The sequence below is a fragment of the Bacillus sp. C1 genome, assembly GCF_054570475.1.
On the sequence record NZ_JBTMZT010000001.1, the window covers coordinates 1,045,833 to 1,061,038 of the forward strand.

General features: G+C 35.0%; 15 protein-coding genes and 1 pseudogene. 9 read left to right on the forward strand and 7 right to left on the reverse strand.

The annotated features are described in order from the left end of the window. Positions 1-60: 60 nt before the first annotated feature. Positions 61-963, forward strand: a complete 903-nt coding sequence (gene alsR / locus ACX5JI_RS05615; protein ID WP_459500077.1) for an acetoin biosynthesis transcriptional regulator AlsR — start codon at positions 61-63, stop codon at positions 961-963. 28 nt (positions 964-991) lie between these two features. On the opposite strand, the gene ACX5JI_RS05620 is transcribed toward alsR, so the two are convergent. After that, entirely contained in the window at positions 992-1,603 is a 612-nt protein-coding gene (locus ACX5JI_RS05620) for a YgaN family protein (RefSeq protein ID WP_459500078.1), read from the reverse strand. A 197-nt stretch (positions 1,604-1,800) separates the two neighbouring features. Between ACX5JI_RS05620 and ACX5JI_RS05625 the strand changes: the two genes are divergently transcribed. The 3 genes from ACX5JI_RS05625 to ACX5JI_RS05635 all read left to right on the forward strand — a co-directional run bounded on the left by ACX5JI_RS05625 (position 1,801) and on the right by ACX5JI_RS05635 (position 4,318). Continuing rightward, positions 1,801-2,376 (forward strand): ABC transporter permease, encoded by a 576-nt coding sequence (locus tag ACX5JI_RS05625; protein WP_459500079.1) that lies wholly within the window; start codon positions 1,801-1,803, stop codon positions 2,374-2,376. Positions 2,377-2,469: 93 nt separating this feature from the next. After that, complete coding sequence (locus ACX5JI_RS05630; protein ID WP_459500080.1) at positions 2,470-3,381, forward strand: ABC transporter ATP-binding protein; 912 nt, start codon at positions 2,470-2,472, stop codon at positions 3,379-3,381. Then, a complete protein-coding gene (locus tag ACX5JI_RS05635) occupies positions 3,374-4,318 on the forward strand; it encodes an ABC transporter permease (RefSeq protein WP_459500081.1) in 945 nt (314 codons plus the stop codon). Before ACX5JI_RS05630 ends, ACX5JI_RS05635 begins: the two co-directional genes overlap by 8 nt. 47 nt (positions 4,319-4,365) lie before the next feature. On the opposite strand, the gene ACX5JI_RS05640 is transcribed toward ACX5JI_RS05635, so the two are convergent. Beyond that, entirely contained in the window at positions 4,366-5,511 is a 1,146-nt protein-coding gene (locus tag ACX5JI_RS05640) for a M20 peptidase aminoacylase family protein (protein ID WP_459500082.1), read from the reverse strand. A 289-nt stretch (positions 5,512-5,800) separates the two neighbouring features. On the opposite strand from ACX5JI_RS05640, the gene ACX5JI_RS05645 reads away from it, so the two are divergent. Then, a complete protein-coding gene (locus tag ACX5JI_RS05645; RefSeq protein WP_459500288.1) occupies positions 5,801-8,185 on the forward strand; it encodes a GW domain-containing glycosaminoglycan-binding protein in 2,385 nt (794 codons plus the stop codon). A 36-nt stretch (positions 8,186-8,221) separates the two neighbouring features. Here ACX5JI_RS05645 and ACX5JI_RS05650 read toward each other — a convergent pair whose 3' ends face one another. Next, complete coding sequence (locus ACX5JI_RS05650; protein ID WP_459500083.1) at positions 8,222-9,130, reverse strand: EamA family transporter; 909 nt, start codon at positions 9,128-9,130, stop codon at positions 8,222-8,224. Between the two features lie 473 nt (positions 9,131-9,603). On the opposite strand from ACX5JI_RS05650, the gene ACX5JI_RS05655 reads away from it, so the two are divergent. Then, positions 9,604-10,311, forward strand: coding sequence for a cytochrome c biogenesis CcdA family protein (locus ACX5JI_RS05655; protein ID WP_459500084.1), 708 nt, complete (start codon positions 9,604-9,606; stop codon positions 10,309-10,311). Between the two features lie 89 nt (positions 10,312-10,400). Beyond that, positions 10,401-10,907 (forward strand): CcdC family protein, encoded by a 507-nt coding sequence (locus ACX5JI_RS05660; protein ID WP_459500085.1) that lies wholly within the window; start codon positions 10,401-10,403, stop codon positions 10,905-10,907. 26 nt (positions 10,908-10,933) lie between these two features. Here ACX5JI_RS05660 and ACX5JI_RS05665 read toward each other — a convergent pair whose 3' ends face one another. Next, positions 10,934-11,365 (reverse strand): DUF2621 domain-containing protein, encoded by a 432-nt coding sequence (locus ACX5JI_RS05665; protein ID WP_459500086.1) that lies wholly within the window; start codon positions 11,363-11,365, stop codon positions 10,934-10,936. Positions 11,366-11,468: 103 nt separating this feature from the next. Next, positions 11,469-11,765, reverse strand: a complete 297-nt coding sequence (locus ACX5JI_RS05670) for a hypothetical protein (protein WP_459500087.1) — start codon at positions 11,763-11,765, stop codon at positions 11,469-11,471. Positions 11,766-12,024: 259 nt separating this feature from the next. On the opposite strand from ACX5JI_RS05670, the pseudogene ACX5JI_RS05675 reads away from it, so the two are divergent. Next, positions 12,025-12,555 (forward strand): annotated as a pseudogene (locus tag ACX5JI_RS05675) (AAA family ATPase). 317 nt (positions 12,556-12,872) lie between these two features. Here the strand turns inward: ACX5JI_RS05675 and ACX5JI_RS05680 are convergent. Together ACX5JI_RS05680 and ACX5JI_RS05685 are read right to left on the reverse strand one after the other, a co-directional pair. After that, positions 12,873-13,430 (reverse strand): class I SAM-dependent methyltransferase, encoded by a 558-nt coding sequence (locus ACX5JI_RS05680; protein ID WP_459500088.1) that lies wholly within the window; start codon positions 13,428-13,430, stop codon positions 12,873-12,875. A 126-nt stretch (positions 13,431-13,556) separates the two neighbouring features. Then, positions 13,557-14,507 (reverse strand): class I SAM-dependent methyltransferase, encoded by a 951-nt coding sequence (locus tag ACX5JI_RS05685; RefSeq protein ID WP_459500089.1) that lies wholly within the window; start codon positions 14,505-14,507, stop codon positions 13,557-13,559. A 198-nt stretch (positions 14,508-14,705) separates the two neighbouring features. On the opposite strand from ACX5JI_RS05685, the gene hutP reads away from it, so the two are divergent. Then, positions 14,706-15,146, forward strand: a complete 441-nt coding sequence (gene hutP / locus ACX5JI_RS05690) for a histidine utilization transcription antiterminator HutP (RefSeq protein ID WP_459500090.1) — start codon at positions 14,706-14,708, stop codon at positions 15,144-15,146. Positions 15,147-15,206: the final 60 nt, after the last annotated feature.

Consider the following 15,206-nt stretch of genomic DNA (forward strand, 5'->3'; position numbering starts at 1 on the left):
TAATATATAAATGATATGTTATTAATATATTATGCATATTAATTGAAGAGGGGATCTGAAATGGAATTACGGCATTTGCAATATTTTGTTGTTGTGGCAGAGGAGTTACATTTTGGACGAGCAGCTGCTCGTTTGCAAATGACACAACCACCACTAAGTCAACAAATTCAGCAATTAGAGAAAGAAATGGGAGTTACATTATTTTCAAGAACGAAGCGGAAAGTTGAGATGACAGAAGCGGGAGAAATGTTTTTAAAAGAAGTAAAGAAAGCATTTCATCAAATTGACAAAGCAGTAGAAGTTGCACAAAGTGCACAAAGGGGCGAGGTTGGATCTCTTTCAATTGGGTTTGTAGGGGCAGCTATATATGATATTTTACCATCTATCGTTAGGGAGTACCGAAAGAAATTTCCGAGAGTATCTGTTGCACTACATGAATTGTCGACGCCAGATCAAGTTTATGCACTACATGATAATCGAATTGATATTGGGTTTTTACGGCCACCAATTGCAACACAATTACTAGAATTAGAGCCTATTCAAAAATTATCTTGTACGTTATGTTTACCGAAGGCGCATCCACTTGCTGAGAAGGAAGAGATACATATTGAGGACTTACAGGATGAACCATTTGTATCTCTAACAAGACCGGTGTGGCCTGCGTTATACGATACAATTTTATCGCTATGTAGGAACGCTGGATTTAGTCCGCATATTGTACAAGAGGCGACAGAGTATCAAACGGTTATGGGACTTGTAGCTGCTGGAATTGGTATAACAGTTATTCCTGTATCGGCAAATAAGTTATATAAAACAGAAGTTGTATACAAGGAACTATATGATTCTAATTTCGTAGCTGAAATGTCAGTGGCGTATCGAAAGACAAATAGTAATCCGGAGTTGTTAGAGTTTTTAAAAATCGCGAGAGAGAAAAAGCGAATTGAAGTTGAAAGTAGTAAGTAATATGCCATAAATGTAAAAAGAGGATCTGCTATTGTGATGCAGATCCTTTTTTCAATTCAATAGTGAACAAATAAACATGTTCATTTTCTTGAATCAATCGCTGGAGTGCGTTTTCATCTTCTATGGAGAGTGCAGGTAGATGATTTTTATTTGTCTTTATCCAAGCAGCAAGAACAGTTTTCGTATTATATTGTATTTTTATGGGGCTGCTAATTTCTTTAAAGGCAGACCCGTTCATATTAGGTAAACTATTTTCAGAAGTGGTCATTGAACTACTGTCAATACCTATGAACCATTGCCAAATCTCGTTGTTTGCATGATGAAATATTTGTTGACCAACGGCTAATCTTATTTTTTTATCTTTAAAGTTGATAGAAGAAAACTCAGCTATATCTTTTACCTTCTCTCCATTTTGGAAGTATTCCATATTTGTAAATACTTCCGTTTGTTTATGAGGAATAGTAATTTCATAAAAAGAGACATGTCCTTGTTGTAATGGTAATAATTGTAAGATGGTGCTTTCTTGTTCTGATAATCGATATGGTTTTACAATCGGGTAAGTTTTTTCATTTTGATGGAAATTACAGCTATTAAGAAAAATAAGTAATAAAATGGTGCTGAGAAATAATGTTTTTTTCATTTGATTCCCCCCTATATCACGTGTTTTCCTTTTATAGGAATCCCCCTGTTTTGGTGTGACATTACACATAAAATTCATTTTCTGCGACTTAAGACCTAGTACAGATTCCGATTGAAGCTCGATGTAAAAAAAGTAATATTTTTATAAACTAGTAATATGGAATGTTGGACGTTAAGAAGTTAGGTAGGGGATGAAAGATGTCTTTATTTCGGTTAGCAAAGAAAAATATACAAAATGATGCTGCCCAAAGATTAAAGCAATTTATATGGATTGCAATGAGTACAATGCTATATTTTTTTATTATATCTGTCCGATCTAATGAAGCGGTAATCGAAAAAATACAGCATAAACCGTTTGTGTTAGTTACGCTATATTATGGGGAAGTACTGTTGTTTTTTATATGCACTGCCGTTACATACAAAATGACAAAAAGATTCTTGAAACATAGGGAACAAGAATTACTGTTGTATAAAACTGCTGGTATGAAAAAAAGAAAAATTTTTTGTTTGTTATGTCAGGAGCAGCTTTTGATTTCCGGAGGAGCAATTCTTTTTGGTTTTATTCATGGGATGTTGTTTTTGAAATTATTTACAGTGATGTTTATAAAGTTAATGGGAGTTCATGGAATAAACAGCGTACCGATTACGTTATATGCAGTAGTCGTAACGACAGTAGTGATTGTTATAATCATCTTATTATCAGTATGGCAATGTTATAAAATTATTCAACAATTTAAATATGAACAATTATATAAAGTCGAGGAAAAGGCATGAAGTATCATGTCTTTTTCTTCGTTTTACAGTTAAAACTAATCATGATACAGTGTAAGGAACTGAAAAAAGTATGAGAGAGAAAGGTTGTATAGCATGGAAAATGAACAATCTATAGTAAGAGTAGAACAATTAACAAAGCGAATCGGATCGAAGACATTGGTAGAAAATATAAGTTTTGAAGTAAAGAAAGGTGAAGTTGTTGGTTTATTAGGACCAAATGGCGCTGGGAAAACAACATTGATGCGAATGATGGTCGGGATGATTCGTATGACTGAAGGAGAAGTATGGATTGATGGACAGTCTGTAAAGCAAGAGTTTGAAAATACAGCTGCAAAAATTGGTGCAGTCATTGAAAATCCAGAATTTTATCCTTTTTTAAGTGGTTATGAAAACTTAACATACTTCGGACGTATGAATGGCAATGTGACGGAGGAACGTATTGATGAGGTAGTTCAATTATTAGGTATGGGGCAGGTTATTGATCGTAAAGTGAACGCGTATTCACTTGGTATGAGGCAGCGCTTAGGAATCGCACAAGCTCTTATACATAATCCAGATGTACTCATTTTAGATGAACCAACAAATGGATTAGATCCAAATGGGATTCATGAAATGCGTATGTACATAAAGAAAATTGCTCATGAGCAAGGGAAAGCTGTCCTTGTTTCGAGTCATTTATTATCTGAAGTGGAATTGATGTGTGATCGAGTTATTATTATTCAGCACGGAGAATATGTGGCAACTCAAAAGATTCAGCGAGATGGAAATGAAGAGATGGAAATGATTCATATACGCGTGGATGATGTAAAGCGAGCAGCTGAACTTTTACAAAATGATGTTACGATACAAAATGATGAATTGATTATGACCGTGAAAAATGAAGGAATTCCAAATGTCATTCGTACATTAACAGAAGAAGGTATTCGTATTTATCGTGTGTATGAAGAAAGGAAAACATTAGAAGAGAAGTTTTTAGAATTAACAGGGGGAAAGGATATTGTTTAATTTAATTTATAATGAATTGTATAAAATATTTAAGCGAAAGCGAACCATTATTCCGTTTGCAGTTATTATAATTCTAGTTATCGGTTTCGGATGGGTGTCAGTTAAATACTTGCCATCCTCATCGGGAGATTGGAAAGTGGAATATACAGAAAGAACGGCAGAAATTGAAAAAAAACTTGGAAGTACAAAACAGGATATTATCAATCAAAGATCGGGAGAGGAGCTTGTTAAAGAGTATCAGCTGAAAATGAAGCATTTAGACACAAATACTCCTCCAGCAGGTGATTCACCTTTAAATTTTATGAGAGATACAGGTTTAATTGTGTTTCCCATTTTATTACCGTTTATTCTCGTATATGCAAGTACAATTTTTGCGAATGAGTACAATTGGGGAACGTATAAATTTTTAATGATTCGTCCAGCAAGTCGATTTAAAATTTTAACAGCGAAGTATATGGCAATTGTTATTTTCTCTGCATTATTATTTATATTTAATATGGTTTTCTCACTTTTATACGGGTTTATTATTTATAAATTCCAACAGCCTGCATGGGTGGAATTTATTATGCAAGATGGTCATATCGTTCAGCAAAATATATTTGCTGATGTGAGTAAGTATTATATATTGGAATGGTTGCCAACTCTTGTGTATGCAGCATTTGCGTTTATGATTTCTGTTTTAACGAGATCGAGCGGAGGCGCGATTGGGATTTCCTTATTCGTGGCGTTATCTGGGGGGATTATTTTAATACCAGCGGTTAGATACGAATGGATGAAATTTTTATTACCAGTTAATACAGATTTATATGGAATCTTAAAGGGCGGTAGTTTTATTCAAGGTGTAACATTTCAATTTGCATCTTGTATGCTTCTCATTTACTTACTTGTATTTTTAAGTATTTCCTATACTGTATTTTTAAAGCGCGATTTAACATAATAATAGATGGAAAAGCCGTTAAGAAGAATGATCTTAACGGCTTTTCTCTATCTTAATTTATTAATAGCTTCTTCAGCTAACAAAGCAAAGTATTGTGCGCTAATAGGTAATGCCTTTTCATCTAATGTAAAAGCAGGGTGATGCCATTCTTGTGTACCAGCTGTTCCCATAAAGACGAATGAACCAGGTATTTCTTGTTGGTAAAATGAAAAATCTTCTCCGGCCATCGACGGCCTTGGAGGGATAATATGCAAATTCATTTGCTCGGCGATATGAGTTGATAATGCTGTAAGGTCTGTATCGTTATAAACAGCAGGAGGCCCTGGGTACAAACGAAATGTCGCTTCAACACCAAGTGCGTCGGCAACGCCTGTAATAATCCGTTCCATTAAAGCTGGAATTTTTTGACGTGTCTCTGCCTGAAATGTACGGACTGTTCCTTCTAAAGTTGCTTTTTCAGGAATGACGTTCCATGTATTTCCTGAATGAATGTTTGTTACACTTATGACAGCGTTATGAAAAGAGCTAATGTTTCGGCTTACAATTGTCTGTAAGGCCATAACGATTTGAGAAGAGGCAACGATAGGATCTACTCCTGCATCTGGCACAGCTGCATGTGTTCCAATACCTCTAATCTCGATTTCAAAACGATCTACCCCGGCCATTAGTGGACCATCTTTAATACCAATTGTACCAACGGGTAAGTCGGGCTTATTGTGCATACCAAAAATAGCTTGTACGTTTTCTAAATGACCCGCTTCAATTACTTTACATGCCCCGTTTCCGCTTTCTTCAGCAGCTTGGAATATGAATCGAACCGTTCCGTTAAGAGAAGACTCTTTCTCTTTTAGTAAGTAGGCCGCCCCGAGAATGGAAGCAGTGTGAAAATCATGTCCACACGCATGCATTTTACCGGGGATTTGAGACGCATAAGGCAAACCGGTTTCTTCCTGAATAGGAAGTGCATCAATATCGGCACGAAGCGCAACGATTGGACCATTCTTATCACCAGAAACCTCAGCAATCACTCCAGTTTTTAAATTAGAATGAATCATTGTGATGTTTGCTTCGTTTAACCAGTTTTGTATCGCTTTTGTGGTTTCCGTTTCTTCATAGGAGAGTTCTGGATATTGATGTAAATGACGGCGGATAGATCTTAATTTTTCTGTTAATTGCTTTGTGATGGGTTTCATATATTATATGCCTTCTTTCTCAAGATAAAGTGAAACTTCAAATCATGTTTTAAGTATATAAAATAAAAGTATTCATTAGTAATTATATAGGAATTTGATGCTTTTAATAAATCTTAAAATTTCACGACTTGTAATATGCTACATGTAAATATAATAACCGTCACTTTACATTTCAGTGAATTGATTTACAAGGAATCCGTTAGTAAGTATATGCTATAATGGAGCTATATTAAGAGATAGAAAAATAACTAGTAATAGATACAATAAAGGAGACTGTAAATTGGGGAAGATGTATAAGTTAATGCAAAATAGTAAGATAGCAATCGTAAGTACGGCAGGGGTATGTGTTCTTTTATCAACTCCTACTTATATGAGTGCGGATACTATAAAGCAAAACGATGTAAAGGTACAAGAGGGTCAAGCTAATGTAGAGAAACAAGGGACAGATAAGGTCAATAAACAAGAAGAGTTAAAACCTAATACTTCTCAAAATGAAGTAAAACCTACCACTCCACAAGAAGGGGTAGAGATTAAACCTAAAACTGAAAACAAATCAATTGAAGACAAGAAAACTGAAGGTAATACACCTAAAGTTAATACAGATAAAGTTGAAGTTAAGAAGGAGAACAAAGTAGAAGACTCAACTGTTCAAAACAAGCAAGAGGAAGTAAAACCTCAAACTGATAGCTTACAAGTAAGTGAAGAAGAGAAAGCTAACACAGATCCAACTATGCGTCAATCTGTTATGAAAGCAACAGACTATGTACAAATTCAAGAGAACCAGATTATCGAGTCATCTAACAATGATGGTATTTGGTCTTTACCTTATGGTGTTCAAGGTGCAAACTATGTTGGCTCTGTAAATACATATGTAGGAAAAGAAGTAAAACTAATTCAAAAAGCGGTGGTAGATAATGCAACATGGTATCAATTCAGTGTAGACGGTAGAACAGTTGGTTGGCTTGATAGTAAAGTGTTAAGTCCTTTAAAAGACATAAAAACGATAAACCAAGACGCTACTATGGGTGCAACTGGCAATAACGGTATTTGGTCTTTACCTTATGGAGTTAAAGGTGCAAATCATTTAGGAAACCCTGATAGATATGCTTATGACGGTGTTAAATTGATTAAGGAAGCAAAGTCAGGAACGATTCTTTGGTATCAGTTTAGTGTAAACGGAAAAGTAATTGGATGGGTAGATGCTAAGGCATTAGATAAAGGTACTGTAAACCCTGTTAATTTTAAAGTAATGATTGGTAATGTAAGTAGCCAACATGGGGTATGGTCAAAACCTTATGGTGTATATGATGCACAATATGTAGCACCTGTAAGTAACTATATATATCAAACGGTACAAGTAGTAAAAACAGCTAAACTAGGGAATACGAATTGGTATCAAGTAAAGAATAATAACGGTATAATTGGTTGGATTAATGGGGATAGAGCTGTAACTGATATGGAAAATTTACCTATTGAAAATAGCACAGCATTAGTTGGCAGTTCATCGTCAGCAGACGGGGTATGGAGTGTCCCTTATGGAGAAGAAGGCGCAAACTGGCTGTCACCTGTAAGTAACTACTATTTTAAACAAGTAACTGTTATTCAAAAAGCAAAGAAAGGTAATACAGTTTGGAGTAAAATCAAACTAGGAGACCGAGTGCTTGGATGGGTAGACTCTAAAACTTTATCAAATTCAGTTATACATGGAGAAAATAAAACCGTATTGCTTGGAGATACGAATGGACATACGATTTGGACTGTACCTTATGGACAAGAAAACACGAAGTATGTAGCACCTGCAAGTAATTATATCAATAAACCTATTAAAGTAACTGGAAGTATTTTGCTAGGTAATACAACTTGGTATCATATTTACATAGACGGTAGAGAGTTAGGTTGGTTAGATGCACGAGCAATCTCTAGTGCTACAAACGTTAAGTACTATAACGGAGTATATCATGTTTCAAATACACAAGGTCACACAGTATGGACTAGACCGTTTGGGTTACAAAACGCATCTTGGGTTGGTTCAGCTTCTGATTTTACGAATACAAACTTAAATGTAGAACTATCTATCAATTACAATAATGTAACGTGGTATGGGTTTAAAAACCAAAGAGGTCAAATGAATTGGATAGATAGTAGGGCAGTTAGTCAAGGAACTGTTTTCCCACGTATGAATGTACCTATTATTAAACAACGAGACTATGTAAATCCTTCTAGAGACCTTCCCACAGGTTGTGAGATTACAGCGGTAACTATGATGTTACAGTATGCAGGTGCAAATGTAGACAAAGTACAACTTGCTTATGAAATGCCATATCACCCTTCTGATCCTAATAAAGGTTTTGTAGGTAGCCCTTGGAGAAACGGACCAGTTAGCACTATATACCCTTCTGCTCTAACTGGATTAGTGAGTAAATATGCTGGGAGTGCTGTCAATTTAACCGGAGGTAATTTAGACAATATTAAAGACCGTTTAAAGCGCAATCATCCTGTTGTAGCTTGGGTGACAATGCATGGTTTTGGTATTCATGCGATTACCCTTACAGGTTATAATAACGATAGAGTATTTTATAATGACCCTTGGACTGGTGAGAAAGACGCTTCAATGAGTTGGAATGATTTCAATAACAATTGGACGTCTAAAAAGAAACGGGCGTTATCGTACTAAAAAAAGAGGATTCTCAAATGAGAATCCTCTTTTCATCTATACAGCAACTTTCTTATGTGTATGATGTTTTCGATAGCGTCCGCGCATCGCATAGGCAATTTGTGGAATTGCAATACCAACCAAGATAAGTGATACACCAAACCATTGAGAAGAAAGTACTGCTTCTTTTAAAACGAATACAGACATAATTGTTGTAACTGGTAGTTCAGCTGCACCAAGAATCGTTGCTAAACCGGAACCGATTTTTGGAATACCAATTGTGAAGGCGATGGATGGAATGACAATACTAAATGTTCCTAACCCTAAGCCATATTTCCAAAGTCCTTGTGAAATAGCACCGTTAAAAAGAAACGTTGGTGGAAATATTACCATTACTAAAGTTAAAGCACCAGTCATTAAAAGAACGCCTCGTGGTAACGATGGTACTTCGACAGCAACTTTACCACTTACAAAAATGTAAGTTGCAAATGTAATAGCAGATAGTAAACCTAATATGATTCCTGTCATATCAAAATCACCTGCTGATTTTTCTAATAATCCGCTCGATAAGAATGTACCGGCAAGTAAAAAGATAACAGAAATAACTTTTTCTCTTGACGGTAATGTTTTTGTTGTTACAGCTTCAATAATAATGCCAATCCAAACGAACTGGAATAAAAGAATAATGGCAATAGAAGCCGGTACTGTTTTTAATGAAGCGTAATAAAAAATTCCTGTAAAACTTGCTGATGTTCCAGCGACAAATAAAATAAGCATTTGCTTAAGTGGAACGCGATGTCTAGAAAACAAGAGTGTAATTCCAAGTAAAATAAACCAACCGAACAAATATTGACTGCCAATCACTTCTCCAAGTGAAAAACCTTCTGCGTATGCAAGTTTAACAAAGATAGCTAAAATTCCATAGCTACATGCTCCTAATAAAACTAAAAGAGAATAACGAAGCATGAAAATTCCTCCCATCTATATTGAACTGTTCCAAAACGGACATATATAACTAGATGGAAGTATACAAAATTAAAAATGAAGGGTCAAATGAAAGAAAAGTGCGACATTTTATAGAATAATAATAAAAGGATGATATTTATGCATAATCTTGAAACGTATAATTATAAAAGTGTTGTAAGATAAGGTGAGGAGTGTATAGAGTTATCATTTGAAAAAAATATTTTTATATACGAAATGTTTGGAGGAAAGAGGGAAAGTATACAAATGATTTGTTGTGTAGAAAATGTGATATGTGAATACATGACAGAATATATTTATAATAGAAGGAAAACGAAAGCGCTTTATAAAAATAAGGGATGTGTAGTTATCGTATAATTTTTCTTATATACATGTTGTAAATAGTAAATTCATGAATTGTACATAGTATTTTCTTTCATTTTTGCTACAATATTGTAGAAGAGAGGAGTGAAACGATGCAAGATATTAATATGTTTTTAGCGTTTGGTGCGGGATTTTTATCATTTATTTCCCCTTGTTGCTTACCGCTTTATCCAGCATTTTTATCGTATATAACGGGAATGTCGGTTTCTGAATTGAAAGAAGAAAATGCGATGCTTCGTAAAAGAAGTATGATACATACGGCGTTTTTCTTACTTGGATTTTCAATTGTCTTTATCGCAATTGGTTTTGGTACAAGTTTTATTGGATCATTTTTCCAAGATTACAAAGACTTAATTAGACAATTAGGAGCAATATTTATCATTGTATTTGGACTTGTAATTGTAGGGGTATTTAAACCAAAGTTTTTAATGCAAGATCGTAAGTTTACATTTAAAAACCGTCCAAGTGGTTATATAGGATCCACTTTAATTGGTTTAGCATTCGCTGCTGGTTGGACGCCTTGCACAGGACCCATTTTAGTAGCTGTAATTGGACTGGCTACTACGAATCCAGAATCAGCAATGCTATATATGATTGCTTACATACTTGGATTCGCGATACCATTTTTTATCCTTTCATTTTTTATTACGAAAATGTCTTGGATTAAAAGGCACAGTGGAACGTTTGTGAAAGTAGGCGGATATATCATGATTATTATGGGGATATTCTTATACTTTAACTGGATGACAAAAATTATAGCGTATTTCTCAAGTTTATTTGGTGGTTTCACCGGTTTTTAGTATTATCCTGTGAAAATGTTGGAAATACTAACAGAAAAGCATATAATGAAACTATATTTTTATATTGCCACAAAAAAGGATGAGAAAGTATGAACATAGTTCTTTTGTCGAGTATTGTTGCCGTTTGTATGGCTGTTGGTGCAATGTTTATCCGTTTAAAAGCAGCGAAGAAACCAGCAACATTGAAAAAAATTATTCTCCCGCCTTTCTTTATGAGTACGGGAGCACTGATGTACATTTATCCGGATTTTCGCCTAACACCAGCAGAAATGTTAGAAGCAATTGGTGTAGGTTTGTTTTTCTCAATTTTCCTCATTAAAACATCTAAATTTGAAGTGCGCGGACAAGAAATTTATTTAAAACGTTCAAAAGCGTTCGTATTTATTTTAATTGGTTTGCTCGTGGTACGTATTGTTTTTAAAACATATTTAAGTCAATCGCTTGATTTAGGGCAGCTAAGCGGCATGTTCTTCTTACTTGCTTTTGCAATGATTGTCTCTTGGAGAATTGCGATGTATCGCTCCTTTACGAAATTGCAAAAGGAAATGGAAAAAGAGGACGGGTTTTATAATGAGAAAGATATGAAGTTAACGTAAAAAACCTCAAGATTTCTTGAGGTTTTTTATTTTGCCAAAAGTGATTGATAACGGGAATAATCAATTTGCTTTTCTTGTAATTTTTTAATGAGAAATTTATGATCTCGCTTTGGGGTTGCAACAATATACCCTTTAATGATTAAATCTTCAGTTATTTTTGTGGCTTTTTCTTGTAAGGCAAGTTCTCCAATTTTACCGGCAATTTTTGACCTTGCAACATCACGAAATAGTTCAGGAACAGGGCTTACAAGTTCCTCTAGTAATTGTTTTTGCTCATCATCCCATAAGTGTCTTGTTTGATTAATATAACGCTCTTCCCAGTCTAAAATAGACATTCCATCTTCTTTCGGTAAACGTTTTAAGAATTTTCGGAACATAAAATATCCACCAATAGACATAAGCCCTAGCAAAATAACAGTCCAAGTAACAATAAACCAACTAAACCATCCTTCGAGCAAGTGTATACCCCCTTTTGATAGCAGTTTTTCTTTTACTAGTATTATAAGTAGTGGGATTGATAGAAAGCAAGAACGCCTGGCCATTTTGACCAAGCGTTATGAATTAAACGAAGTATAGTTGCTCGACACGTAATACGTCATTATCATCTTCTAAATATTCAATAATAAGTGTGCCAACTTTACGGTCTTTATCTTCAGTTGTGAAAATAGAGTAAGAAGTAAAACGTTTTGTGGATAGGCCGCTAATATGTGTAGGAAGAGAAATATAGTCATTATCGCGGAAAAATTCCATGAGTTCAACAGCTTCAAATTGTTTTCGATCTACTACCTGATTTGTGTAGCGGCGTTGTAGTTGTTTTAAAGATTCGTTCCAAGAAATTGCTTTTGTATCGTATACCATTTGTTCTATCTCCTTACTATATGTAATCATTAAGAACATATGTTCTGATCTAGTATACCTTGTTTTTAATAAAAGGGAAAGCAAAAAATAATGTAAGCTTGGCTTTCCAAGCTTACATAAAAGGCGTCGATCAGTATCTCTATTTTTATTATAAGCTAGATAGAAATAGGAAACAAGGTGTGAAGTATTTTGTTGATTGTTTATAAAATTCCGTTTCATGTAAAAAAGAGGTGTATGTTAGTGGGAGAGGATGGGGGAAATGGCGTATATCATTTCACTTCAAGAGCCGATGGCAAGTGGAAAAACAACGTTAGCAAGGAGATTAGAGCAAAAAAGGTTTTCAGGTGATTTATGAAAATCCTCATGAAATTATAGAGAAGAGACAAAAATTGAATTTGGATATTTACACAAAAGAGGGATTTATTACAAATCAAAAAATGTTTATCGAAGCAAAAATAAAAGAATTTCAGAATGTACGAGGGCGTATTGTAATATTTGATCGTGGCCCAGAAGAAATTGAATTTTATACGTTACATTTTCCGAAATTGATAGGGATGGATTGGGATATTGAAAAAGAACTAAAAGGTGAATTGTATAAATTGAGAACATGTCGCTCGGATGCGATTTTTTATTTGGATGTTTCTAAAAAGAAATTGCAGGAGAGAAAGGAGAATGATATGTCGAGAAGGCGTAGTACATTTAGGGAGCAGTTACATATGTGAATACCGATGAAGTGACAGTAGCGGAAACGGAGGTATGTTTCATGAAATGGTTAAATGAGAAGAAATAGGAAGAAAACGCACTTGAACAAGTTTTTTAATATGCTATTAATTCGAGGAGATGAAGGATCATTATGATGAAGAGATCTGAAGATTGTTGAGTTATGATACTAAAAAAGTCGATCTCCTATTGGGAATCGACTTTAAAGCTTTTCTACAGGGAAAGCAAATCTAAGACTTTACCCCGCATTAACGGGCAGTAAGACCCTCACCTCAAGATTCAGAGAAAAACGAGGAAGATAGGTGGGGGATCAACTGCCCGTAAAAGCCCGATTGGTGAGGGCTAATAATCAGTGGGGGATGAAGAGAACCCCCACTGATTAAAGTTTCACTTTACTGCATCTATAATTAACGATGGAAAAACAAGTTTATCCCCTTGATTTCGTGGATCATATTTCTTTGAACGAAAAATAACCCCATCGCCCTCATTCCATTCATTGTAATGAAAATGCCCCTCTTCATCGCAATATTCAAGTAATTTCACTTCGAATCCAACAGTTTCGAACATTTTTCTTAAGGTTTTATAATTATGAACGATTTTATGACTAGCGGCAGGATGATCTTTAGGTCCTGGTCCCCCAACTTGTACACCTTTTTGATATTCTTCATCTGGAAAAAATCCATCAGGAACGGCACATTGAACGTAACCACCATGTTTTAAAAATTCATAACATACGTTTGCCGCTTTTATACCTTCTTCATATGATAAATGTTCCCATACATGCTCCGCTAAAATTACTGCTACAGAATTAGGATTAAACCTTTTTATCCAATCTTCCCTTTTTAATAAATTCAATTCTTCTTCATTCGTATGTAACCAGCCTGGGTTATTATTATATCCTCCTGCACCAATTACCAATTTAATTACTGTTTGTTTAATAACCAACAGTATCACCTCTTATAGTTTTTGTATTTTCATATTATATTTATGATACATAAATTCCTTCTTAAGGTATTGCCACATCATCAATTAAGATGAATTTATAGAATTTGTGACAAAGTAGATTCAAACTCATTTTGTGCATCGATAAATAGCAAGTGTTTTTGGATCACGCCATACTCCGTCATGAAGAAATAATTCATTTTCTATTTCTGTGGTTAGCCATTCTTTCATTTCTGAATGAAGATGAACATCATCAGGTATGTTTAAAGATGGAAACATACTAGAGATATAGCTAACGATAGGTGTAGCATGACGAAATAGAAGTGCATTATGAATAACTGTTTCCTCCACGGTTTGAAAAACGGATTGTAATAATTGTTTTCCGTTTTCTAAGCAAAATGGAGAAGCTGATAGTGATTTTTCGGGTAAATCGAATGCAACTAACATTTTGTTACATATCTCATCCATACGGGGTAATGAGATTTTGGAATTTGTTGTGGCTAGGAACCTGCCTTCCGGTGAAATTACTTTGTGAAATCCTTGAATGTTTTTTTCAACATCCGTCATGTGATACAGCATATGTCTTGCGATGATCCAATCATAAGAATCAGCTGGGAAAGGAAGTTTGGTAGCGTCTCCAAGTTTCCATTCGATATTTACATGTTGCTGCGCTCCATTCATAGTAGCTTCTCGCAACATAGTTGTAGATTGATCCAGACCAGTAAGAGGTCCCTTATGCCCCTTTTTTTGTAGCAGTGCGAGGAATTTTCCGTTAGCACATCCAACTTCTAATACTTTTTCTGTTCCTTGTAATTGTAGATGGTCTATTACAATTTCATCTAAGTCTACCCGTTGTTCCTCATATTTTTTATGAGTATTGATTCGTGTTTGCAGATGGTTACTTACAGCGTATTGCCTTTTTATATCATTCAACTTTTCTGATTCCACCTCTACACAAAATTGTTGAACCGCATGTGTTAAAACATCTGTTTTATTTAGATTTTCATAATGAAGTGCTGCTTCAAATCTTTCTAGTAATCTTTCGTTAATTCGAAAGTGAATATCTTTTCTTTTAACCAATTCAGGGTCCCCCTTACAATTGTTAGCGAAACTGTAGCATGTTTAGAAATTTTCTGTAAATAGATTGTGTACACAACCGTAACAGATTATTAAAAAAATTCATTCAAATAATTATTTAAGCTATTGACGATTAAACCGTTTTCATATATTCTTAAATAAAGTAATATTCAAACAATTAATAAGAAATGAGAGAGTCACATGCTTCTTCATGGAACACATAGGATTGGTCGTATGGCCATGTTGCTTGCGCTTGCGGATGAGAATGAAAGTCCTGTATTATCCATTCCAAAAGGTTGGAAATATTGTACGGGGAAAGTTGGTTCTATGAATTCGCAGAAGGTTGTTGCAGCGATGGAAACAGCGGCTAAGAGCAATCAAGTTATTGAAACAGACGTTTACAGAGAAACGCATGCACTTTATCATGCAATCATGGAAGCGTTGTACGGGGTAACGAGAGGTCAAATTCAGTTAGCAGACGTTCTTCGTACAGTAGGTCTTCGGTTTGCGATTGTGCGCGGTACACCATACGACGGGAAAAAAGAAGGCGAATGGGTTGCTGTTGCACTTTATGGAACGATAGGTGCGCCTGTAAAAGGATCTGAGCATGAGGCGATTGGTTTAGGAATTAATCACATATGATTTGCCCATAGTCTATTAGTTAGAAGGGGGCCTTGCTTTTTGGGACAGAAGTCTGTCTTA